At 62.5% G+C, this 22,112-nt stretch carries 23 protein-coding genes and 4 pseudogenes; 10 read left to right on the forward strand and 17 right to left on the reverse strand.

The genetic code is table 11. From position 1 onward, the window contains the following. Positions 1-282: 282 nt before the first annotated feature. Positions 283-1,130 (forward strand): annotated as a pseudogene (locus tag ACFQDL_RS19180) (agmatinase). A gap of 98 nt (positions 1,131-1,228) precedes the next feature. On the opposite strand, the pseudogene ACFQDL_RS19185 reads toward ACFQDL_RS19180, so the two are convergent. Further along, positions 1,229-1,309: pseudogene (locus ACFQDL_RS19185) on the reverse strand (DUF2798 domain-containing protein); the annotation flags it as partial. A gap of 201 nt (positions 1,310-1,510) precedes the next feature. Next, entirely contained in the window at positions 1,511-2,002 is a 492-nt protein-coding gene (locus ACFQDL_RS19190; protein WP_379910420.1) for a DUF2938 domain-containing protein, read from the reverse strand. Positions 2,003-2,082: 80 nt separating this feature from the next. Between ACFQDL_RS19190 and ACFQDL_RS19195 the strand changes: the two genes are divergently transcribed. After that, complete coding sequence (locus ACFQDL_RS19195; RefSeq protein ID WP_379910421.1) at positions 2,083-2,541, forward strand: helix-turn-helix domain-containing protein; 459 nt, start codon at positions 2,083-2,085, stop codon at positions 2,539-2,541. Positions 2,542-2,690: 149 nt separating this feature from the next. Here the strand turns inward: ACFQDL_RS19195 and ACFQDL_RS19200 are convergent, their stop codons facing one another. Beyond that, on the reverse strand, positions 2,691-4,289 hold the full coding sequence (locus ACFQDL_RS19200; protein ID WP_379910422.1) for an isocitrate lyase: 1,599 nt from the start codon (positions 4,287-4,289) through the stop codon (positions 2,691-2,693). A gap of 177 nt (positions 4,290-4,466) precedes the next feature. Here ACFQDL_RS19200 and ACFQDL_RS19205 point away from each other — a divergent pair. After that, positions 4,467-5,416 (forward strand): annotated as a pseudogene (locus ACFQDL_RS19205) (LysR family transcriptional regulator). Between the two features lie 134 nt (positions 5,417-5,550). Here ACFQDL_RS19205 and ACFQDL_RS19210 read toward each other — a convergent pair. Together ACFQDL_RS19210 and ACFQDL_RS19215 are read right to left on the reverse strand one after the other, a co-directional pair. Continuing rightward, positions 5,551-5,904 carry a GTP cyclohydrolase, FolE2/MptA family gene (locus tag ACFQDL_RS19210; RefSeq protein WP_379910423.1) on the reverse strand — a complete coding sequence of 118 codons (354 nt, stop codon included), beginning with the start codon at positions 5,902-5,904 and terminating at the stop codon, positions 5,551-5,553. Next, the gene (locus ACFQDL_RS19215) at positions 5,799-6,251 is read right to left on the reverse strand and encodes a GTP cyclohydrolase, FolE2/MptA family (protein ID WP_379913187.1); all 453 of its coding nucleotides are present in this window, start codon (positions 6,249-6,251) and stop codon (positions 5,799-5,801) included. Before ACFQDL_RS19215 ends, ACFQDL_RS19210 begins: the two co-directional genes overlap by 106 nt. Positions 6,252-6,591: 340 nt before the next feature. On the opposite strand from ACFQDL_RS19215, the gene ACFQDL_RS19220 reads away from it, so the two are divergent. The 3 genes from ACFQDL_RS19220 to ACFQDL_RS19230 all read left to right on the forward strand — a co-directional run bounded on the left by ACFQDL_RS19220 (position 6,592) and on the right by ACFQDL_RS19230 (position 9,443). Continuing rightward, complete coding sequence (locus tag ACFQDL_RS19220; protein ID WP_379910424.1) at positions 6,592-7,311, forward strand: ISAs1 family transposase; 720 nt, start codon at positions 6,592-6,594, stop codon at positions 7,309-7,311. A 161-nt stretch (positions 7,312-7,472) separates the two neighbouring features. Next, positions 7,473-7,694: a DUF1826 domain-containing protein gene (locus ACFQDL_RS19225; RefSeq protein WP_379910425.1), complete on the forward strand. Its 222-nt coding sequence runs from the start codon at positions 7,473-7,475 to the stop codon at positions 7,692-7,694. A 129-nt stretch (positions 7,695-7,823) separates the two neighbouring features. After that, entirely contained in the window at positions 7,824-9,443 is a 1,620-nt protein-coding gene (locus ACFQDL_RS19230) for an MFS transporter (protein ID WP_379910426.1), read from the forward strand. An 18-nt stretch (positions 9,444-9,461) separates the two neighbouring features. Here ACFQDL_RS19230 and tpx read toward each other — a convergent pair whose 3' ends face one another. From tpx to ACFQDL_RS19250, 4 genes are all read right to left on the reverse strand, one after another. Continuing rightward, on the reverse strand, positions 9,462-9,953 hold the full coding sequence (tpx, locus tag ACFQDL_RS19235) for a thiol peroxidase (RefSeq protein ID WP_379910427.1): 492 nt from the start codon (positions 9,951-9,953) through the stop codon (positions 9,462-9,464). A 117-nt stretch (positions 9,954-10,070) separates the two neighbouring features. Beyond that, a complete protein-coding gene (locus tag ACFQDL_RS19240; RefSeq protein WP_379910428.1) occupies positions 10,071-10,778 on the reverse strand; it encodes a glutathione S-transferase family protein in 708 nt (235 codons plus the stop codon). Next, positions 10,775-11,257 (reverse strand): 2-hydroxychromene-2-carboxylate isomerase, encoded by a 483-nt coding sequence (locus tag ACFQDL_RS19245; RefSeq protein WP_379913189.1) that lies wholly within the window; start codon positions 11,255-11,257, stop codon positions 10,775-10,777. The genes ACFQDL_RS19240 and ACFQDL_RS19245 overlap by 4 nt, the downstream gene beginning before the upstream one ends. After that, entirely contained in the window at positions 11,152-11,388 is a 237-nt protein-coding gene (locus ACFQDL_RS19250; RefSeq protein WP_379913191.1) for a DsbA family protein, read from the reverse strand. Before ACFQDL_RS19250 ends, ACFQDL_RS19245 begins: the two co-directional genes overlap by 106 nt. Positions 11,389-11,643: 255 nt before the next feature. Between ACFQDL_RS19250 and ACFQDL_RS19255 the strand changes: the two genes are divergently transcribed. Then, on the forward strand, positions 11,644-11,856 hold the full coding sequence (locus ACFQDL_RS19255; RefSeq protein WP_379910429.1) for a DUF3820 family protein: 213 nt from the start codon (positions 11,644-11,646) through the stop codon (positions 11,854-11,856). Between the two features lie 23 nt (positions 11,857-11,879). Here ACFQDL_RS19255 and ACFQDL_RS19260 read toward each other — a convergent pair whose 3' ends face one another. Then, positions 11,880-13,271, reverse strand: coding sequence for a diguanylate cyclase domain-containing protein (locus ACFQDL_RS19260; RefSeq protein ID WP_379910430.1), 1,392 nt, complete (start codon positions 13,269-13,271; stop codon positions 11,880-11,882). Between the two features lie 492 nt (positions 13,272-13,763). Between ACFQDL_RS19260 and ACFQDL_RS19265 the strand changes: the two genes are divergently transcribed. From ACFQDL_RS19265 to ACFQDL_RS19275, 3 genes are read left to right on the forward strand one after another with little or no spacing between them, the layout of a single operon-like run. Continuing rightward, positions 13,764-14,204: a DoxX family protein gene (locus tag ACFQDL_RS19265; protein ID WP_379910431.1), complete on the forward strand. Its 441-nt coding sequence runs from the start codon at positions 13,764-13,766 to the stop codon at positions 14,202-14,204. A gap of 9 nt (positions 14,205-14,213) precedes the next feature. Then, positions 14,214-14,636 carry a pirin family protein gene (locus ACFQDL_RS19270; RefSeq protein WP_379910432.1) on the forward strand — a complete coding sequence of 141 codons (423 nt, stop codon included), beginning with the start codon at positions 14,214-14,216 and terminating at the stop codon, positions 14,634-14,636. Positions 14,637-14,641: 5 nt separating this feature from the next. Beyond that, the gene (locus ACFQDL_RS19275) at positions 14,642-14,959 is read left to right on the forward strand and encodes a pirin family protein (protein WP_379910433.1); all 318 of its coding nucleotides are present in this window, start codon (positions 14,642-14,644) and stop codon (positions 14,957-14,959) included. On the opposite strand, the gene ACFQDL_RS19280 is transcribed toward ACFQDL_RS19275, so the two are convergent. From ACFQDL_RS19280 to ACFQDL_RS19310, 7 genes and pseudogenes are all read right to left on the reverse strand, one after another. Then, the gene (locus ACFQDL_RS19280) at positions 14,920-15,876 is read right to left on the reverse strand and encodes a choline sulfate utilization transcriptional regulator (RefSeq protein WP_379910434.1); all 957 of its coding nucleotides are present in this window, start codon (positions 15,874-15,876) and stop codon (positions 14,920-14,922) included. The two genes, ACFQDL_RS19275 and ACFQDL_RS19280, sit on opposite strands and share 40 nt — an antisense overlap. 46 nt (positions 15,877-15,922) lie before the next feature. Continuing rightward, on the reverse strand, positions 15,923-16,825 hold the full coding sequence (locus tag ACFQDL_RS19285; protein WP_379910435.1) for a lysophospholipid acyltransferase family protein: 903 nt from the start codon (positions 16,823-16,825) through the stop codon (positions 15,923-15,925). Further along, positions 16,708-18,380: pseudogene (locus tag ACFQDL_RS19290) on the reverse strand (fatty acyl-AMP ligase). The gene ACFQDL_RS19285 and the pseudogene ACFQDL_RS19290 overlap by 118 nt, the downstream one beginning before the upstream one ends. Positions 18,381-18,385: 5 nt before the next feature. Then, a complete protein-coding gene (locus ACFQDL_RS19295) occupies positions 18,386-18,730 on the reverse strand; it encodes an acyl carrier protein (protein WP_379910436.1) in 345 nt (114 codons plus the stop codon). Between the two features lie 55 nt (positions 18,731-18,785). Further along, positions 18,786-20,000 (reverse strand): quaternary amine ABC transporter ATP-binding protein, encoded by a 1,215-nt coding sequence (locus ACFQDL_RS19300; RefSeq protein ID WP_379910437.1) that lies wholly within the window; start codon positions 19,998-20,000, stop codon positions 18,786-18,788. Then, positions 19,993-20,892 (reverse strand): ABC transporter permease, encoded by a 900-nt coding sequence (locus ACFQDL_RS19305; RefSeq protein WP_379910438.1) that lies wholly within the window; start codon positions 20,890-20,892, stop codon positions 19,993-19,995. The genes ACFQDL_RS19300 and ACFQDL_RS19305 overlap by 8 nt, the downstream gene beginning before the upstream one ends. An 81-nt stretch (positions 20,893-20,973) precedes the next feature. Next, complete coding sequence (locus ACFQDL_RS19310; RefSeq protein WP_379910439.1) at positions 20,974-21,972, reverse strand: ABC transporter substrate-binding protein; 999 nt, start codon at positions 21,970-21,972, stop codon at positions 20,974-20,976. Positions 21,973-22,112 lie beyond the last annotated feature (140 nt).

Consider the following 22,112-nt stretch of genomic DNA (forward strand, 5'->3'; position numbering starts at 1 on the left):
GGTTATTTACATCAAATAATATAATATTAACATTCTGTGTTTTATATTTTTTGATGAAAAATGTTTTGCAATACTGCCTCTGTCAAAGCCACCCGGCCCTGTGCGCCGGGTCATGCCCAACAATAAGACCGGTCTCGGACCGAGAGCAGACAGAGGTCATCAACTATGAGTGGAAATGCCTACGAAACGGGTCGTCTGAACCTGCCGTTTGTCGGATTCTGCACCTTTGGCAAGAACCGAACCTGCGAGGATTGGGACAATATCAAGGCCGACGTGGCCTTTATGGGCGCCCCCTTCGACTGCGGTACCCAGTGGCGTTCCGGCGCGCGCATGGGGCCCCGCTCCGTACGCGAAGCTTCGACGCTGTTTTCCTTCGGCCACGGCGGCGCCTACTCCTACGAGGAGGACACTCTCTATCTGGAAGGCGTCAACATCGTCGACATCGGCGATGCCGACATGATCCATACCGACACCGAGAAGAGCCATGCCAACATCGAGTACGGTGTGCGCAAGATCCTCGAATCCGGCGCGCTGCCGGTGATCGTCGGTGGTGACCACTCGGTCAACGCCCCCTGCATCCGTGCCTTCGAGGGCCGTGGGCCGATCCACATCATCCAGATCGACGCTCACCTCGACTTCGTCGACGAGCGTCACGGCGTGCGTTTCGGCCACGGCAACCCGATTCGCCGCGCCTCGGAGCAGGAGTTCGTCACCGGCATGACCCAGCTCGGCATCCGCAATGTGTCGTCGTCCAACCGCGCCGACCACAAGGCGGCGGAAGATGCGGGCTCCACCATCCTGTCGGTACGCGACGTGCGTCGGCTCGGCACCCAGGGCGTGTTGGATCTGATTCCGAAAGGGGTCAACTACTACATCACCATCGACATCGACGGCTTCGACCCGTCGATCGCGCCGGCACCGGCACCCCGAGCCACGGCGGCTTCACCTACTACGAGGTGATGGAGATCCTGCAGGGTGTGGCGTTCAGCGGCGACGTGGTCGGCATCGACCTGTGCGAAGTGGCGCCGGACTACGACCACACCGGCAGCACCAGCATCCTGGCCGCTCAGGTGCTGATGAATTTGATCGGCTACGTCTTCCACGGCCGCAAGCTGCGCCAGCAGGGCTGACGAATCCATACCAGCAGTACCCCCGAAAAAACGCGGCCTCTGATTTCAGGGCGCCGCTTTTTTCGTTTGTAAGCAGAAGTCCGCTCCGCACTTGCAAATCAGGCGGTTATTCGACCGACTAGCCGGCGTACCAAGGGGGCCACGATTGCGACCGTTGGAAAGACCACGGGCCATGTCGTGACACAGCTCCTGACCTACTGGTCAAAAAATACCGGGTGGATCATCCCCTGTGAGATCAAAAGGACGAAAGCAGAGACGATGCAGACCATGATGGCAGAGAGCAGGGCACTGAAAAGGATGGGCGCGAAACGAGCAGGAATACGCACTTCATTCTCCTGGTATGGTTGTGATGGATAGAATGGTGGTCAACCCGAAGCTGTTCAAGGCGAGTAAAAGCTCCGGGCCACCCAGGCTGTCGCATACAGGCCGAAACCAAAAACTGCATGTGTGAGGAGGCTCTGTAGACGAGCAGCGCCGGGACGCGGTGTTCGGGATGCGGCAATGCCGGCGCCCATGCCCGGTTGCATCAACAGGAAAGGGGCGAGAACGGTACCAATGCCGACAATCAGTGCAGGGCCAGGCGTGGGCTGCCGGACCCATTCGATTCCCCAGATAGCTATCAGCAAGGCCGCGAAAGCGATACCGGTCAGGTAATGGACGGCCCAGCCGATCAATCGTTCGCCGCGTACCGGAGCCGCGGCCGCGATGGACTCATGTCGAAAGTGCCCGTCAGCCATGTGGGCGAACCAGCGGCCCACCAAGCCATAGTTGGGGAGCGCGATGCCGAGCAATGGCTTGCGAAGGATCCCCCATAAATCCATCACCGCCGTAGCGCCGATCCCGATGAGCAGCGTCAATCCTACGTAATCCATGAAGCTCTCCAGCGTTTGTCCAGTTGGGTAAGTAGTGCTAGCGTACAACTTCAAGTTCACTTGAGGTCAAGGGCCGGATTATGGATATCACCGAAGTCTCGAAGCGTTCCGGACTTCCCGCCTCGACGCTGCGCTTCTACGAGGAAAAGGGGTTGATCACGTCCATTGGGAGGCAGGGCCTGCGTCGACTTTTCGGCGCCAGGGTGCTGGAGCAGCTGGCACTGATCGCGCTGGGCCGTTCTGCGGGATTTTCATTGGACGAGATCGCCGGAATGTTAGGGGCTGACGGACGCCCCAGGATCGACAAGCAGGTGCTGGCAGACAAGGCGGAAGAACTCGACAGGTCTATTCGCAAGTTGACGGCGATGCGTGACGGGCTGCGTCATGCCGCCGTTTGCTCGGCGCCGAGCCATATGGAGTGCCCGACGTTCCGCCGACTGCTGGGGCTGGCGGCGTCTGGAGCCATTGGCAAGCCGGAAAAGGCGACGTCGCCACGAAGGCGCCGTACCGACAAAAAGGAGCCGCCGGCCGGGCGCTGAAGGGCGTGATTCGCCCGGAGGGCCGGGCTCCCACCTGGGGTTGGGTTCCGTGGGAGCTCGCTCTGCGAGCGAACGGGCACAAAAAGGGGCGGAACTTGCGTTCCGCCCCTGTGGGATGCTGATCTCGAGGTGTGATCAGGCGTTGGCTATCAGCCGAACTGGTTCATCGTGTTGTCCTTGCCACCGGCCTTCAGCGCGGCTTCGCCGGCGAAGTATTCCTTGTGGTCGTCGCCGATGTTGGAGCCGGCCATGTCCTGGTGCTTGACGGTGGCGATACCTTCGCGCAGCTCGCGGCGCTGGACGCCACCGGCGTAGGCCAGCATGCCTTCCTTGCCGAAGTAGCCCTTGGCCAGGGTGTCGGTCGACAGGGCCGCGGTGTGATAAGTCGGCAGCGTGATCAGGTGGTGGAAGATACCGGCTTCACGGGAGGCATCGGCCTGGAAGTTCTGGATGCGGGCATCGGCTTCGGCCGCCAGCTCGGTGTCGTCGTATTCGACGCTCATCAGTGCGGCGCGGTCGTAGGCGGAGACGTCCTTGCCGGCCTGGCTCCAGGCATCGAAGACCTGCTGACGGAAGTTCAGGGTCCAGTTGAACGACGGGCTGTTGTTGTAGACCAGCTTGGCGTTCGGCACCACTTCGCGGATGCGGTTGACCATGGCGGCGATCTGGCCGACGTGGGGCTTCTCGGTTTCGATCCACAGCAGGTCGGCACCGTTCTGCAGCGAGGTGATGCAGTCCAGCACGACGCGGTCTTCGCCGGAACCGGCCTTGAACTGGAACAGACCGGAGGCCAGGCGCTTGGGACGCACCAGCTTGCCGTTCTGCTTGATGACCACGTCGCCGTTGGCGATATCGTCGGCACTGTTGATCTCGTCACCGTCGATGAAGCTGTTGTACAGGTCGCCCAGGTCGCCCGGCTCCTTGGTCACGGCGATCTGCTTGGTCAGGCCGGCACCCAGGGAGTCGGTACGGGCGACGATGACACCGTCGTCGACGCCCAGTTCGAGGAAGGCGTAGCGCACGGCGTTGATCTTGGCGAGGAAGTCCTCGTGCGGCACGGTGACCTTGCCATCCTGGTGGCCGCACTGCTTCTCGTCGGAGACCTGGTTTTCGATCTGGATGCAGCAGGCGCCGGCTTCGATCATCTGCTTGGCCAGCAGGTAGGTCGCTTCGGCATTACCGAAACCTGCGTCAATATCGGCAATGATCGGTACAATATGGGTCTCGAAGTTGTCGATCTGGCTGACCAGCGCTTCTTCTTTGGCCTTGTCGCCGGCTTCGCGGGCGGCATCCAGGTCGCGGAACAGGTGGTTCAGTTCCCAGGCATCCGCCTGTTTCAGGAAGGTGTAGAGCTCCGCGATCAGGCCGGAAACGGCGGTTTTCTCGTGCATCGACTGGTCGGGCAGCGGGCCGAACTGGGAACGCAGGGCAGCGACCATCCAGCCGGAGAGGTACAGGTAGCGCTTCTGGGTGGTGCCGAAGTGCTTCTTGATGGAGATCAGTTTCTGCTGACCGATGAAGCCGTGCCAGCAGCCCAGGGACTGGGTGTAGGCGGCGGTGTCGGCATCGTAGTCAGCCATGTCCTGGCGCATGATCTTGGCGGTGTACTTGGCGATATCGAGGCCGGTGTTGAAACGGTTCTGCAGTTTCATGCGGGCGGCCGATTCCGGGTTGATGGCTCTCCAGCCGTCACCCATGGCGGCGCGGAGGCTGGCGATGGCGTCGATCTCTTGGCGGTAGTTAGACATGCTAGATCCCTCGGTTGTGGTTCAGCCGCTGACTTGGCTGCTGTAGTTGTTGTTCGAGATCCATACTATGCCGGTCTCGATCATAATTGAAATAAATGGGTTCTATTTGTAACATTCAGGAGAAAAATATTTGTCTCAACTGCCGATGATATCTGGCTTTGCGCGGGGGAGTCGACAATGAATCTGGAGCGGCTGGATCTGAATCTGCTGGTCTATCTCGATGTGCTGCTGCGCGAGCGCAACGTAACGCGCGCCGCGAGTCTTCTGGGCATTACCCAGCCGGCGATGAGCAATGGCCTGCGCCGGCTGCGCGAAACTTTTTCCGACCCGCTGCTGGTGCGGACCAGCGAAGGCATGATGCCGACCGAGCGGGCGCTGGGGTTGCAGCCGGTGATACGCAGCGTGCTGGCCACGGTCGAGCAGGCCGTGGAGCCCAGCGCGCGTTTCGATGCCGCGTCCAGCGACCGCGTCTTCCGCATCATGACCAGCGACTACGGCGAGTCGACGCTGATACCGCTGGTGCTGGATCGCCTGGCCGATACCGCGCCGGGGGTGGTGCTCGATATCCTGACCCCGAGCGACATGAGCTTTCAGGATGTGGAGCAGGGCCATGTGGATCTGGTGATCAACCGGTTCGACAGCATGCCCCAGGCGTTTCATCAGGTGACGCTCTGGTGGGACAGTTTCTGCTGCCTGTTCAGCCGCGACAATGCCCTGGCAGCCAGTTACAGTCTCGAATCCTATCTCGAGTCCGACCATGTCTGGGTCAGCAAGACCGGCATGGGCGCAAGCATGGGGATTACGCCTCAGGACATCAAGCGCCTGGGCTGGGTCGACGAGGCGCTGAAAAATTCGGCCGTCAGCGTCACATTACCGTCTTCACCCGGCACTATCAGTCCGCCGCCCAGATGGCGGAACAGAAGAACCTGGTGGTGACGATACCGACCCGTGCGGCGCTGTTGCAGAAGAACAATCCGCGCCTGCTGATGCGTACGCCACCGTTCGAGATTCCGAAGTTCGAGCTGAAGATGGCCTGGAGTCCGCTGCTGCAACAGAACCGAGCGCACGAATGGATCCGCCGCTTGGTGGTGGATGTCGCCAAATCAGCGGTAAAGGAATCGGCATGAGCCTGGCTACGGCCGTAGGGTGGGTGTAGCCGCCATCGCTTTGTGCTTTCCGAGTGGTACCCTGTGCGCAGCGGCGCAACCCACCATAGGCGCCGAAGGCGCCTTTGCCTCCGACGGCGCGGACCCCGACTAACTCACCAGGTGACGTCATAGCCGCCGGGGATAGCCTTGACGGCCATGGCCACCGCATCATGGGCATGCAGGCTTTCCTGGTGCTCCACCCTGATCCGGAAGTCTGTGCCATTGAGCGCGGCCTGGATGCGTCGCGCGGCATCTTCGCAGAACATCAGGTTCTGGCCGTTGAGCCGGGCGAAAGCCTGTTCGTCCTCCCGTTTGACCGCTGTCTGCACTGGCGTCTGCAGGGCGCTCTCGATGATACCGATCAGCCGCTCAAGCGGAAAAGTGTCGATGCCGGCCAGCCGGACCCGGACCTTGGCAAAGGAGCGCTGGCTGTGCGGTGTCGCCCAGCTACCGCCCTGGTGCTGCAACCAGTCGTGGACCTCGGTGACCGAGAGGCTGGCGCGGTCTTGGAACGACTGCTGCAGAGCGCCTGCTCCAGAAACCGCCGGAGACTGGTCGGTGTCACCGCCGTGCTACCTGCAAAGGCGTCCAGCAACAGGTAGAGCCGTGACATGTGGATGCCCTTTGCGTGCGGATCGCTCAGGCTGACGTAAAAGCTCGCCGCGCCCTGGCAGGGGACCTCGCCGCGTTCGGCAACGGCAAGCGTAAACGGAAGGGCGAGGCCGGACATGCCAACGGCGTCGAGGTTCCCGCCAACAGGGGGAAGATTGGAGCTGTCCGGGTCAGGCAGGGGGAGATTGAGGGCGCTGTTCATGCGGGACACGGATCCTCTTCAGTCGCTATGAAATTCCACCGGACGGTTTGCCGCTAAAAAGCGAACGGTTATGATGATGTTGTTATATTATAACAACGCAAGGTCGGTCTCTATCGCGGAGGAGTTCAGGACCAGGGCAATCGCACTATCACGAGGCGATGACAAGATCGTCAGGGTCGATGTGGTCGGGCCTGTCTGACACGCCGTGAACTCGTCCCTGAGGGCTCGGCTGCCGCCGTCCTGGCGGCAGACGGTCAGCCAGACCCGACCACATCAGCCTCGGCGAGCCCGGTGCCGGTACGAAAACGGCTTAGTTCCGGCATTTGCAGCAACCGTTGCCATGCTGCCGAACCCCAAGCCTTTCTTCGAATCCCTCCCCGATCCGCGCCGGACCACGCAAAACAAGCTGCATGGGCTGTCGGACATCCTCGGTATCGCCCTTTGTGCAATACTCTCCGGCATGGATGACGGGGAAGCCGTGGCAGAATTTGGCCGTACCAAGGAGGACTGGTTGCGACAATTCTTGCCGCTGCCCAACGGCATCCCCTCCCACGACACCTTCGGGCGCGTCTTTTCCCTGATCGACCCGGAGGCGTTCGAGGCGGCGTTTTTCGATTGGGCCGCCCATGCCCGAATCGGCGGCGACAGGCTGGATCAACTGGCACTGGACGGCAAAACCGTCCGCCGCTCCCACCGTGGTTCAGCGGCTCGTGCACTGCACCTGCTTCATGCCTGGTCCTGTGAGGCTCGCCTGTTGGTGGCTCAACGCCGGGTGGACGCGAAGGCGAACGAGATCACGGCCCTGCCCGAGATCCTGTCCTTGTTCGACCTGGACGGCGTCACGGTGACGATCGACGCTATCGGCTGTCAGAAAACGGTGGCCCGGCAGATCACCGAGGGCGGTGGCGACTATGTGCTGGCCCTCATCCGGCGCTTCGCCCTGAACCTCCTGCGCCAGGCCAGGGGCTCCAAACCCGGGGTCAAGAATAAGCGGCTGCGTGCTGCCTATGACGACGCCTTCCGGGCCTCGGTGCTGCAGCTGACGCCGCGAGTGCACTGAGGGTTCTCGCCGCCGGCTTGCCTGGCCATTGTCGGGTAGCGAGCCGGGTTCGGTGCGCCTGTCGGTTGGCACCGCGCTGTCGAGGGGTGGGGGTACCGCTTCAGGGCGACCGTCTGCCGCCAGGGAGGGCGGCAGCCGAGCGCTCAGGGACGACGTAAAGCGTGTCGCCCGGAAACGGTACCGCCGGCCCGGACTGGCACTCGCAGTCGTCAGGTAGTGCGATTGCCCTGAGTTCAGGACTGTTCAACCTTGAACAGCGGCAGCAGGAGTATGGCAAGGAGCATGAGTACCGTCAGCTTATGGCGGGCGATGTGGCACTGCTCAAGGGCAATGGCTGGTTCGGCAACGAAGGAGGCGGGGTGTACACCGCTTGCCGGCGGTGACTCCGGAGGACGTGGGCGACTCCTTCTGTCCCTCGATATTTTGGAATGAAGGCGCCAGTCCGGGGCTGAACGGGTGTGCTGGCGTATACTGTGCCAACATGTCGCCTTCTGGCGAAGGGGTCAGCCGTTTTGTCATCGCCTTCAGTCCGCCTATCCGCTAATGCCACACCCGGTTCGGCCTGGACGCCGCTGCGCCAGCCGGTGTTCCGGATGCTCTGGATCGCCTGGCTCACCGCCAACCTCTGCATGTGGATGAACGACGTCACGGCGGCCTGGCTGATGACGTCCCTCAGTGGCGAGCCGGTGATGGTGGCGCTGGTGCAGGCGGCGGCCACCCTGCCGGTGTTTCTGCTCGGCGCGCCGAGCGGAGCCCTGGCCGATATCCTCGACCGGCGGCGCTACTTTATCGCCACCCAGCTCTGGGTCGCGGCGGTGGCGGTGCTGCTGTGCATCGTAGCGCTCGCTGGCGTACTGACACCCATGCTGCTGTTGTCGCTGACCTTTGCCAACGGCATCGGTCTGGCGATGCGCTGGCCGGTATTCGCGGCGCTGGTGCCGGAGCTGGTGCCCCGGGGCGAGCTGGGCAAGGCGCTGGCACTCAACGGGGTGGCGATGAATGCCTCGCGCGTGGTCGGGCCGGTGATCGCCGGTGCCATCATCGCCTCGGCCGGCGGTGCCTGGGTGTTCCTGCTCAATGCCCTGTTGTCGATCGGGGTGGCGCTGGCGCTGCTGCGCTGGCAACGCGAGCGCAAGGTCAGCGCGCTGCCGGCCGAGCGATTCTTCGGCGCGCTGCGGGTCGGGTTCCAGTACGCCCGGCAGTCGCCGGAACTGCGGGGCCTGCTGCTGCGTGGCTTCTCGTTTTTCCTGTTCTCGATCGCGACCCTGGCACTGCTGCCGGTGATCGCGAAACAACTGCCCGGCGGCAATGCCGGAACCTACAGCCTGCTGCTGGCAACGATGGGCGGCGGTGCCATCCTGTCGGTGGTGCTGTTGCCGCGGGTACGCCAGCTGTTCGGGCGTGACGCGGTCGCCCAGTACAGCACGGCGCTGAATGCGCTGGCGACCCTGGGACTGGCACTGGCGCCGAACCTCTGGCTGGCCTTGCCGGCATTGCTGCTGGCGGGCATGACCTGGCTGGCGACCGCCAATTCCATCACCGTCAGCGTGCAGCTGGCGCTGCCGGACTGGGTGCGGGCGCGGGGCATGTCGATCTATCAGATGGCGATGATGGGCGGCAGCGCCCTCGGCGCCGCGCTCTGGGGGCAGGTGGCCAGTCTCAGCGATACGCGCACCAGTCTCGGCATCGCCGCAGGTGCCGCGCTGCTGGTGTTACTGCTGGTTCGACGGATTCAGCTGGAGTCGGATGCGGGCCCGGACCTGACGCCCGAACCGTTCTGGGACATGCCGGAGACGACCCTGCCGATCGCGCCACACCAGGGGCCGGTGATGGTGCAGATCGAATACCGTATCGATCCCGGGCAGGCCGATGCCTTCAAGGCGCTGATGCAGGAAAGCCGGCGCAGCCGGCTGCGCAATGGCGCCCTGTCCTGGGAGCTGTTCCAGGATGTGGTCGAGCCCGGGCGTTTCATCGAGTATTTCGTCGACGGCTCCTGGGTCGAGCACATGCGCCAGCACGAGCGGGTCACGGCCCACGACCGGGCGCTGTGGGAGCGCAAGAAGACCTTCCACCTCGGTGAAGGGCCACCGCGGATCTCCCACTTCATCGCCCGGCGGGTCAGGCGCGATTAAATAGCCACCCTGTACTCATCAGAGAGCGTTCAATGCCGCCTCGTAATCGGGCTCGCTGGCGATTTCCGAAACCTGTTCAGTGTGCACGACCTTGCCGTTTTCGTCGATCACCACTACGGCACGGGCGAGAATGCCCTGCAGAGCGCCGCCGGTGATGGTTTGACCGTAATCCTGACCGAAGCTCGAGCGGAAAGTGGAGGCGGTCGCGACCTTGTCGATGCCTTCGGCGCCGCAGAAGCGGGCGGAGGCGAACGGCAGGTCGGCCGAGACGCAGAGGACATTGATACCGCTGTCAGCCGCTTTCTTGTTGAAGGTACGGACCGAAGTGGCGCAGGTCGGCGTATCGATCGACGGGAAGATATTCAGTACCAGCTTCTGGCCCCGGTAGTCGCCGAGGGAGACTTCGCTGAGATCGGATTTCACCAGGGTGAAGTCCGGTGCCTGGCTGCCGACGGCGGGCAGCTCGCCGCAGGTTTCTACCGGGTTGCCTTGCAGGGTAATGGAGGCCATGTTCGGATCCTTGTTCATTATCGATGTTGGGTTACAAAGCCCACTGAGCATAGCATTGTTTGAGCGGCAAGCTGTAGATGCCCGGAGGACCGGGTGCCCACGCCGTTAGATGTCGCCCTATACGTTTTTTCCATGGTGTCGGGCGCGCTGGCCGAACAGAACTTTCCGGACGTCTGGGTCCTGGGCGATGCGGTCGCCCTGGCTGTCGTCGCGACCGAGTTCCAGTCCCCTTGCCACGGCGGAACGCGCCAGCATGCGCTCGTACCACGCCTTCAGACTGGGAAATTCCTCAAGGTCCTGCCCCTGTTTTTCGTGCGAGCGAATCCAGCCGACACAGGCGATATCGGCAATCGAGTAGTCGCCGGCCAGATAGTCGCGATCCGCCAGGCGGTCATCCATCACTTCGTACAACCGGTTCACCTCGTTGGTGTAACGCTCGATGGCGTATTCGATCTTCTCGGGCGCGTAGCCGCGGAAATGATGGGCCTGACCGGCCATCGGGCCCAGGCCGCCCACCTGCCACATCAGCCACTGCTCGACCTCGACACGCCGGCGCTCGTCCTGCGGATAGAGTTTCCCTGTCTTGCGACCCAGGTACATCAGGATCGCGCCGGACTCGAATACCGAGATCGGCTCACCGCCGGGACCATCGGTATCGACGATGGCCGGAATCTTGTTGTTGGGCGAGATTTTCAGGAACGCCGGATCGAACTGGTCGCCCCGGGTGATATCGATCGGGTGCACTTTATAGGCCAGGCCGCATTCCTCGAGCATGATGGCAACCTTCTGGCCGTTGGGTGTCGGACTGTGGTAGAGCTCGATCATGTTGCCTCCTGGTTGATCTCGGTGAGTGCATCGGCCAGCAGCTCCAGTCGGTCCTGGCCCCAGAACTGCTCGCCGTTGAATACATAGGCCGGCACGCCGAGGATGCCGAATTCGATTGCCTGTTCGGTATTGCTGTCGTAAATCGCGGCAATCTCGTCGGCCTCTGCGCTGAGCATCACCTTCGCCCCATCCTGGCCGCAGTGTTCAAGCAGATCCAGCAGTATGTCCGGGTCGGCAATATTGCGATCTTCCTGCCAGCAGGCCGTGAGCACCTGCTCTACGAAGGCGGCCGGGTCCTGCCGCGCCTCCTGCAGCGCGATGATGCAGCGATCGGCCAGAGAGGGGTCTGCCGGGAAGAAGCGTGGCTGCAGGTTCAGGGGCGGGCACGCTTTTTCGACCAGCGTTCGAGTTCTACCAGCCGGTAGTCGCGGCGAGGCTGCGGCCTTTCGTTCAATGGCTTGGCGCCGGACGCGGTGAATACCGGGCCCAGGCGGATCGGCAGATAGCGGATGTTCGCCCCGGCATCGGCTGCGGTCTGCAGCAGCCTTGCATGGCCGAGGTAGGTGAAAGGGGAAATGGAACTGAGGTAGTAATCGATCTGTTGGCCCATGGCAAACCTCTATGAAAAGTGGACGGAGACCTGTTTTGCGTGGCTGATACACAGTGTAGAGTGTGGGAGCCCAATTTATCGCGTCCCGGGAAGCGGAGAGACACTGCGGTCGTTACGCCTTCCGCGCATGGTCCGGTCAGCGATGGGGCCATCGGAGCAAGAACTGGCAGTGGCGCAAGAAACGAGGGTCGCATATCGCTACCGACGCTGCGAAAAAATAGAGCTGTATACAACAGACAGGATGCATGAATTTCGATGTTTGAGAAACAGGATCTGCTGGATATCGCCCGCATGCCGATGCCGTTTGGCAAATATGCCGGGCGTATGCTGATCGACCTGCCCGAGGAGTACCTGCTCTGGTTCAGGAAGAAGGGCTTGCCCGCAGGCCGGCTCGGGCAGTTGCTGGCGCTGACGCTCGAGGTCAAGATCGAGGGGCTGGAAGGGGTGATCCGGCCCCTGAAAAAATAGAACAAGTCCTGCGCACCGGCATATCAGCCCCGAATTAGCGCCTGGTCGGTGATTCCGGCGCCTTCCGGAGGGCGCGGCCCATCTTCGGCTGAAAGCGACATCTTTTTGGTTTTATACATGGCGTTGTCGGCATAACTCATCAGCTCCAGCTCTGAGGTTCCATTGTCCGGGTAGAGGGCGGTGCCGATACTCGTGAAAATCTGAAACGATGCCCCGGGAAAATCGTAGCGGGCGGATAACGCCAGATGAATTTTCCCGGCAACCCGTTCCACATCGCCGGACTGCCGAATGTTCTCCAGCAGAACAACAAATTCATCGCCGCCCAGGCGGGAGACGGTATCCGATTCACGTATGCAGCCGGTCAGGCGACGTGCCACTTCCTGCAGCAGCCTGTCACCGACGATATGACCATAGGTGTCATTGACCTGTTTGAATTTATCAAGGTCCAGATAGAGTACCGCCAGCCGTGTCCGGCTCCGGTGTGCTTTTCTCAAGGCCGTTTGCAGACGGTCCAGAAAGAGCGTGCGATTGGGCAGGTCCGTCAACTGGTCATACTGAGCCATGTGTTCCAGCCTGAGAACGATTTTTTTGCGCTCCATCGCGGTGGCAACCTGGGCCGCGACAAACTGGAGCAGCTCCATGTCCTGTTCACTGAATCGCATATGGTCTGCCGAACTTAGTACCAGCAGTGCGCCGAAAACTTCGTTTTGCGACTTGATTGGAACCGCAAGCCAGTTTGCGATGTCCGGACTGATCGGCTCATTGAACTGCGATAACAGGTCGTCGGATGTCAACAGCAGGCTCTGTCCGGCATGAATCACCCGGTCTGTCAGTAGGCTGGATATCAGCGCTTCGACATGGGGCGCTGAGCGAAAGGGGTGCGCCTGATACGGGAAGTCGAGTCCCTGCATTTGCGCATCATAAACGGCGACGACGAAATTGGTGGCACATAAGAGGTCATCGACGACCTGATGAATGCGCTGAAATAGCCCTTCCAGATCACCCAGAATGTTTGCCGCATCCGAGATTGCGTATATTGCAGCCTGCAGGGACTCGGCATGTTTTCGTTCGGTGACGTCCCGGGCGACGGCGACCCGGACCCGATCTGACTCGGACCAGCGGGCAGACCACATGATATGGGCCGTGCTGCCGTCCTTGCGGACATAGCGATTTTCAAAATGAGGCTTGGGTTCGCCGGCCATGATCTCGTTGACGGCATTGAGTGTTCTTTTTCTATCACCGGGATGAATGAAGGTGATCATGTTCCTGCCGATCATTTCATCGGGGCGATAACCAAAGATTTTTTCGCTGGCCGCGCTCACATAGAGAAAATTGCCGTCACGATCAACGACACAGATCGCATCCAGAAGGAGGTCGGTAAAATTTTCAAGGGGCACTTGAGCCGTCGCTTTCATGGGATCACTGCCGCGCCTGATACGCCCTGGACCGGACCCCAAGGCTAGTCACCCGTCTGCGTTCCGACAGCGGGACAAGGGTCCTGTTGCCGGTGCGCCCGACGAGGGTCGCGAATTCCAGGTCACGGCAGAAGTCTGTTGCCATCTGTATCTGCTCAACGAAAAGAAAGCGTCCATCGATCCGTCCTTTCAGCGAGGTCTGCGCAATCGCGCGGTAGCGACCACTGCCTCATGACGCCGCAGGGCACCAGTTTGGACCGATTCGGTTCCGGGCACAAGCTGGAGCGACATGGCGCTGCACGCTTCGTTTCGACGACACCCGCATCGGATGATCACCGAACAGCACCATGCCCCGGAAGGCTCCCGGCGGGCCCGATCCGTTCGGGTTATTATTCAGTATTACTGAACTAAAGACTCGAAAAGCTCCGGTTTTTTCCCTCGAGAGGTCTCTCTATAGTGGTTTCATCAACCCGCTACCAAGAGGAAAACAGCATGAAATCACTGCACACTGTTATCGATGCCGGCCAGCACTGGTCTGGGCTTGCACTGCGTCTGCCGCTGGGGCTGATCTTCGCCGCCCACGGCGCGCAGAAACTGTTCGGCTGGTTTGGAGGATACGGGCTGGAAGGAACCGGACAGTGGATGGCGTCGATCGGTCTCGAACCCGGTTTCCTGATGGCATTGCTGGCCGGCTCTGCGGAGTTCTTTGGCGGGCTCTTCCTGCTGGCGGGCCTGCTGACCCGGCCGACCGCGCTGGTGCTGGCCGTGACGATGCTGGTGGCGATCTTCTCGGTGCATTTCGCAAACGGTCTGTTCATGAGCAACAACGGTTACGAATTCGGTCTGGCGCTGCTGGCAGGTTCCCTGTCCCTGTTGATCTCCGGTGCCGGCCGTCTCAGCCTCGATCGCCTGATCACAGAGACGCAGAGCTGAGGAGGTTTCATGATCGAGATTCGTTACGCCGACGAGCGCGGCCGTGGAAACCACGGCTGGCTCGACAGCCGGCACAGTTTCAGCTTTGCAGGCTATTACGATCCCGGGCAGATGGGGCACTCGGTACTGCGCGTGATCAACGAGGACCGGGTAGCGCCCGGCGCAGGATTCGGTACCCACGGTCACCGCAACATGGAAATCATCAGCCTGGTGCTCGAGGGCGCGCTCGAACATCGCGACAGTGAAGGCAATGTCCATTGTCTTCCGGCGGGGGAGTTCCAGTTGATGTCGGCCGGCTCAGGTATTCGTCACAGCGAATACAACGCTTCTGGCTCGGAGCCGGTGCGCTTTCTGCAAATCTGGATCGAACCGGATCAGCTAGGCGGCGCCCCCGCTATCAGCAAAAGGGCTTCGGCGGTAACCCGGGACTGACGCTGGTGGCCAGCCCGTCCGGCGCGCAAGGCAGTTTGCACGTTCGCCAGGATGTGTATCTGTATCAGTTGCTGCTGGCGCCTGGGCAGACGCTCGGCCAGACGCTGGAGACGGGGCGCAGACAGTATGTTCACCTTGTGGAGGGTGACATCGAGGTGAACGGAACCTCTCTGAATGCCGGCGATGGCGTGCGGCTCGATGAACTGGTCGAACTGGATCTGCGAGCCGGTATGCGGGGGCACGGGGGCTGCTGTTCGACCTGCCCTAAACGTTTCGACCGGATTCAGGCCCGCTTTTCGTCACCGCTCCCGCCAGCGTTTTGACTTTCGCGGATCAGCCAGTCGGCGAACTTCTGCACCATTGGCGACACCGCCTTGGTGGCGGGCAGCACCAGATGATAGCCGTAGGCCGAGGTCGTTCGTTCCGGAATGACCGGCACCAGCAGACCCGAATCCAGCATCGAGTCGACCATCGGCAACCAGCCTATGGCGGCGCCTTGGCCGGCAATGGCAGCCTGCAGCAACAGCGTATAGTTGTTGAACACCAGGTCCGGTTCCCTGGGCCGCTCGCGTATGCCAAGCAGGGTGAACAGTCGCGGCCAGTTGAACCACTTGGCGTCGTATTCCGCTTCCAGCTGCAGCAGAGGCAGCCGGCTCAGCTCGCCGGCACTGTTGACGGGCCCATGCCGTTCGAGCAGAGCCGGGCTGCAGACCGGCACCACCGATTCACGCATCAGCAGCCGCGAGGGCGCCCGGTCGTCCTGTCCATCGCCAAACAGTATGGCAATGTCGATATTCGCCTGATCGGGTGTAATCCGCTGCTGGGCCGTTACCACCCGCACTTCGACGTCGGGGTGGGCGTCACGGAATCCCGAGAGCCGGGGCAGCAGCCAGAAGGCCGCCAGCGCGAAGTCCGTGGCGACATTGATCACGTCGTGGCTGCTGTCCTGTTGTGCAGCGGCAATGCCCCTGGCAATCCGGGACAGGCCATCGGACACGTCTTCGAGCAGCTGTTCGCCGGTTTCGGTCAGGCGCACGCCACGGTACTGGCGATAGAAAAGCGTGACGCCCAGGTCCTGCTCCAGCCGGCGTATATGCTGGCTTATCGCGGACTGGGTGCTGTCCAGTTCGCGGGCCGCGGCCGTGAAATTGCCAAGCCGGGCCGACGCCTCGAATGCCTGCAGTGTCGCCAGCGGGGGAGCCTGATTTTGCGTGACATAAGTATGGCTTATCGGATGCATGGGTTGGGTCCAGTTTACAGCATCGCTACTGCCGGACAATATCGCGTCAGCGGGCCAGGTCCGGCTCCCGGCAATGCTCGAGGATATGGGTCCGGGCCGCCTTTCGCAGCGCCAGGGCCCGGGACCAGGCGTCGCTGCTGTCCAGGTTCTCCGACGGTACCGGAACGGGCGCGCCGATCACCAGGCCGATTTCGCCCCGATAGCCATACCAGCGCTGGCCGCGCAGGATCGAGCGGGTGCCCTGTATCGCGACCGGAATCAGCGGCGCGCCGGTTTCGGCGGCGCAAGCGAAAGCGCCCATTTTGAATGGCATCAGCCCGGGGCTGTCCTGCAGGGTGCCCTCGGGAAAGAACAGCAGCCGTCCGCCCTGCTGCACCCGGAGCAAGGTACTGCGGGCATCGGTCAGGCTCTGCTCCGGGTCCTGGCGGTTGACGTACTGAACCGCCAGCCGCTCCAGCAGGGTGCGAAGAAGCAGATTGTCGCGCAGCTCCTCCTTGGCGACGAAACTGATGGGCTGGCGCAGCGTTGCCAGCATGACGAACGCATCCAGATAGCTGGCGTGGTTCGCAACCAGTACACAGGGACCCGTGGCCGGGAGCTGTTCGAGGCCCGTCACGCGAAGCGGAGTGCGGGTCAGCCAGGCCCAGAGGCGGGTCAGCCGGTGCAGGGCATGCCAGCGACGTTCCAGTCCCGGCAGCAGGAGGATCGAGGCGAACGCCAGGGCGGCCAGCACAAGACCGGTGGCGAGGGCATAGCCGGCAAACAGATGATTGCCGGCTGTGCGGCGAAAACGCCGCAATAGCGGTACCGTCGTTTTCAGCAGCAACCGGGTCAGCTGCCACCAGGGGGCGCGGATGCGGTAGTCGCCGCGGCGATAGCGCTCCCGGCAATCGGAGCGGCGCAGCTTGCCGCTCGACGTCTTGAGCAGGATGCCGGGCGCAAGCAGCACGACATCGTCGGGGGCTCGCCGATCAGCCGGGTGACCCGCGATACGGTTTCCCGGCGCAGGCGTTCACGTTCCCCGTCGTCGCGGGCACGGGATTCGGCCATGATGACCAGCCGCTCGGTGCCGCTGCCGTTGTCCCGCACGCCGAAGGCGGCGACGCGGCCGCGGCGAAGCCCCGGGATTTCGCCGACGGCGGCTTCCAGCTCCTCGGGGTAGAGGTTGCGGCCGGCACGGATGATCAGGTCCTTGCTGCGGCCGGTGATATGAACCCCCTGTTCGCCCATGTAGGCCAGGTCGCCGGTGTCGAGCCAGTCGCCGCAGAAGAGCTTCGCCGTTGCCGTGGCATTGCGGTAATAGCCGCTGGTGGCCGAGGGGCCGCGGAACTGCAGCCGGCCCTGCTGCCGGTACGGCAGCTCTCGGCCGGTCTCGTCGCAGATCCGGAGCTGGTGGCCGGGCAGGGCCTGGCCGCAGCAGACGAATTCGAGGCTGTCCTCGTCCGGACCCGCAGCCGGGAGGGCACGACCTTCACGCATCAGGGTATCGCGCCGCACGCGGTCGATGACCGGCTCGGTACCGGGGGCCGGGAAGGCCAGGGCAACGCTGCATTCGGCCAGGCCGTAGACCGGATACATCGCCGTGGCGCTGAAGCCGCAGCCGGCGAAGCGGCGGGAAAAGTCGCGTAGCGTGCGCGGATTGACCGCCTCGGCGCCATTGAGCGCCAGCCTCCAGCGACTCAGGTCGAGCTCGCCGAGCATCGCATCCGGTACCTTGCCGAGACAGAGTTCATAGGCGAAGTTGGGCGCGGCCGACAGGGTGCCTCCATGACGGCTCAGTGCCTGCAGCCAGCGGGAGGGGCGGCCGAGGAAAGCTTCGGGCGGCAGGCTGACCAGCTGTGCGGCATGGTAGAGGCTGCCGAGCCAGGCGCCGATCAGTCCCATGTCGTGGTAGAGCGGCAGCCAGCTGACGAAGACGTCCCGGCTGTCCGCGCCGATCACCCGGCCGGCCGTGCGAATATTGCTCAGCAGATTGGCATGGCTCAGGATCACCCCTTGGGGTTGCCGGTGCTGCCGGAGGTATATTGCAGCAGGGCGATATCGTCGGCCTTTGACGGGACCGCTTGGAGCGCTGTCGTTGCGGCCCTTTCCAGTGCCGCCGTGGTGACCACGGCCCTCAGCCCCGGCACCTGGGCCTTGAGCAGGCGGGTCAGGGCGGCGGCCTCGGCGGGGGCGATCAGCAGTTTTGCCTGGGCGTTGTCGAGGATGCCGGCCTGGCGGCCGAGATGGTCTTCGAGCTGGCTGCGGCGCAGTGGCGGATAGATCGGAACCGGTATGGCACCGGCCAGCAGGATGCCGAAGAAGGTCACGAAATAATCCCGTCCGGTCGGCAGCATCAGCGATGCGGTCTGACCCGGCGCCAGACCGAACTGCTGCAGACCGGCGGCGACAGCGCTGGCGCCCTGCCACAGTTGCACATAGCTGAGCGTCTCGCCACTGCCCTGGTCGCTGTAGAACTGGATATGGGTACGCTGCGGATGCTGCTCGACATGCCAGGCCAGCACGTCGGTCAGGGTTCGTGCCTGCAACGGGAGACCCGCCGCCGTCTCTGGCCTGGAGGGCGGTGCGGCGTCGGCGACAGGGCCCAGGGGGCGGCCCGCGCCAGCGCCCGCAGCAGATCGCGCGGCGTTTCGGCTTCGGCGAAGGTCTGGCCGGGCAGGCTGACGCGAAAGCGCTGCTCGATACGCGAGAACAGCTCGGCCCGGCTCAGGCTGTCGAGTCCCAGGTCCCCGTCGAGGGTGCTGTCCAGCAGTACCGGGCCCTTCGGCTGGCCGGGCCGAAGCTCCGAGCTCAATTCGTCAATCAGTTGCAGTAAGGTGGCGGCCGGCTCGGCCCCGGCGCGATCATTCGGCATCGGCAGCGCCTATCCTCTGTTCGGGTACCTCAAGGATAGATGAGCGCCGCCGACTTCAGGCTGCGTTTCGGCTGGTGCCGTCTCCCAGTACATCGACGAGGCAGGCACGGGACAGTTCGCCCTGCAGCTGGCCGTCGCTGCCGACAACCGGCAACGGGTAGCGGTTGTCCAGCGTATCGGGGATTACCGACTCGATCAGCGCATCGGGCGAAACCGCGGTCGTCGCTTCCAGCAGCGAGTGATCGATCCGCTGGCCGGGGTCGCGGGCGGCGGCGGCCTTCAGTGCCTCCAGGCCCAGCGTGCCCTGGTAGCCCTCGGGACCCACGTAATAGCCATGGTCTGTGCCCGATTTCTCGACTTCGGCCAGGGCATCGCCGATGGTTCCGGCCCCGACGCAGCAGGCCGCCGGTTTCATCACCGTCGAAACGGTCAGGGCCCGCGCCCGGTTGACGTCCTTGACGAAGGCGCTGACGTAGTCGTCGGCCGGGTGCAGCAGAATGTCCACCGATGTGCCTTCCTGCACCAGCACGCCATCCTTCAGAATCGCGATGCGGTCGCCCAGGCGCAGGGCTTCGTCGAGGTCGTGGGTGATGAAGATGATGGTCTTGTGCAGTTTCTTCTGCAGCTCGATCAGCTGGTCCTGCATCTCGCTGCGGATCAGCGGATCCAGTGCCGAAAAGGCCTCGTCCATCAGCAGGATCTCGGCGTTGGTGCACAGCGCCCGGGCAAGGCCCACGCGCTGCTGTTGACCGCCCGACAGCTGCGACGGGTACTGATCCTCGTAGCCGGCCAGTCCCACGGTTTCGAGCCAGTCCCGGGCCTGCTGCTGGCGGGTGTTTTTATCGATGCCCTGGACATTGAGGCCGTAGGCGACATTGTCGATGACGGTGCGGTGGGGCATCAGGCCGAAGCGCTGGAACACCATCGACATCTTGTGGCGCCGGAACTCGATCAGCTCTTTGGGCGACAGCTTCATGACGTCGACACCCTCGACCAGGATGCGGCCTTCGGTCGGGTCGATCAGGCGGTTGAAGTGGCGGATCAGGGTCGATTTTCCGGAGCCGGAGAGCCCCATGATGACGAATATCTCGCCCTTGGCGATCTTGAGGTTGATATCCTTGAGACCGAGCGTATGGCCGGTTTCGGCGAGAATGTCATCCTTGGTCTTGCCCTGGTGCACCAGCGGCATCACCGCCTCGGGATTCGAGCCGAACAGCTTGAACAGCCCCTCGATCCGGATCAGGGGCTGCACGGCATCTACATCATGCATTTTGAGACCCGCCCATATGTTTCTGGGTGCGCCTGGCATAGGCCTGGGAGACGCGGTCGAAGATGATCGCCAGCGCCACGATCGCCAGGCCGTTCATCAGGCCGAGCGTGAAATACTGGTTGGTGATCGACTTGAGGACCGGCTGCCCCAGCCCCTTGACGCCGATCATCGACGCGATCACCACCATCGACAGCGACATCATGATGGTCTGGTTGATACCGGCCATGATGGTCGGCATCGCCAGCGGCAGCTGGACGCCAAAAAGGCGTTGTCCGGGACTGGCGCCGTAGGCGGTCGCCGCTTCGAGCACTTCGCTGTCGACCAGCCGGATGCCGAGGTTGGTGAGCCGGATCACCGGCGGTATGGCGTAGATCACCACGGCGATGACACCGGGAATCTTGCCGATGCCGAGCAGCATCACCACCGGTATCAGATAGACGAAGGCCGGCATCGTCTGCATGATATCCAGCACCGGCGTGACGAAGGCCTGGGTGCGATCCGAGCGGGCCATCAGGATGCCGACCGGTATGCCGACGGCAATCGCCAGCAGGGTGCACACCGTGATGATGCTCATGGTGCGCATGGTGTCCTCCCACATGCCGAAGTAGCCGACCGCCAGCAGCGAGACGATCACGCCGAGGCAGAGTTTCCAGGACCGGCTGGCGGCATAGGAGAGGCCGGCGATGCAGAGCAGCACGATCCACCAGGGCGAGTCGAGCAGGAGCTTTTCGAACCAGACCAGAAAGCTGAGCAGGGGGTCAAAGAAGTTTTCGATGGTTTCGCCGTAGTTGCGCGAAAAATCACGATAACCCTCGTCGAGGGTCTTGCGTATGGCCAGCAGATCACCGCGATCCAGCTGCGGCATTCGGCTCAGCCAGGATTCGTCAGCCATGAGGGTTCCCCGTGCAGAAATGGATATTCAGGCACGTCCACAGGGAGCAGGCGTACCTTCATGCATTAACCCGGTGGCTGGTCAGAAATTTTCCAGTGCCGCGTTCACCTTCGTGGCGGTATCGTCAGACAGCCAGCCGGTCCAGACATCCTGATATTCCGAAAGGAAGTGCTCCATGGCGATTTCGCCGTCGGCCTGATTATCCTCCATCCAGGCCAGCAGCTCGTTCAGCTGATCGTTGGTAAAACTGCGCGTCGCCAGGTATTCGAACACCGCGGGGGCCTGTTTCGCGAATTCGTCCGTGGTGTAGGTATAAACCGGTGACTCCGGGTACATGGTGACTTTCGGGGTCTGGCAGTCCACCTGAGTGATGCAGTCGAGAAAATGGTCCTTGTCGACGCCGCTGCCAAAGTCGACCTTGACCATCTGGTATTTGCCGAGAATCGCGGTCGGGGCCCAGTAATAACCGAACCAGGGCTGTTCCCGCTCGTAGGCGCGGGCGATGGCACCGTCGAGGCCCGCGGCCGAGCCCGGGTCGACCAGTTCGAAACCGGCGCTCTCGAGGTCCAGGGCACGGAACAGATTGGAGGAGGTGATCTGGCAGCCCCAGCCGGCCGGGCAGCCGTAGAAAGCGGAGCGGTCGGGGTCTTCCGGATGGGTGAAGAGGTCGGCGTTGGCCCTGATGCCCTCGATGGTTGCGAGGCTCGGGTCCTTGTCGACCAGGTATTTCGGTACCCAGTAGCCCTCTTCGCCGCCGTCGGAGAATACCTTGCCGGCGACCTTCAGACGGTTTTCGGCCACGGCCTTGTCCAGCGAAGCCTGGAAGGAGTTGGTCCAGAGTTCAGGCGCGATATCCGGCTCCTGCTTTTCGATCATCGAGGTACTGGTCGGCATGGTGTCGCCGGGCACGAGTTCGGCGTCACAGCCATAGCCATGTTCGAGAATAAAGCGGTCGACATTGGCGATCAGGGTGGCAGAGTTCCAGTTCATATCGGCGATGGTGACCCGGCCGCAGGATTCGTCCGCCTGTACCGCAGCGGCCGACAGCACGAGCGGGAGTGCGGCGATCAGTGCTTTCATATCAAACCTCTTGTCATTCTTTATTTTCTGACATTATTTACCTTAGCAGCCTCATTAATAAATTAAACCTATACCCCTCCTGAAACAAAAGCGTTATGGGTGACGCTTTTCACGTAACGCTCCACCCGTCACTTGTCGAT

The sequence above is a fragment of the Marinobacterium aestuariivivens genome, assembly GCF_042661465.1.
GTDB lineage: Bacteria > Pseudomonadota > Gammaproteobacteria > Pseudomonadales > Balneatricaceae > Marinobacterium_A > Marinobacterium_A aestuariivivens.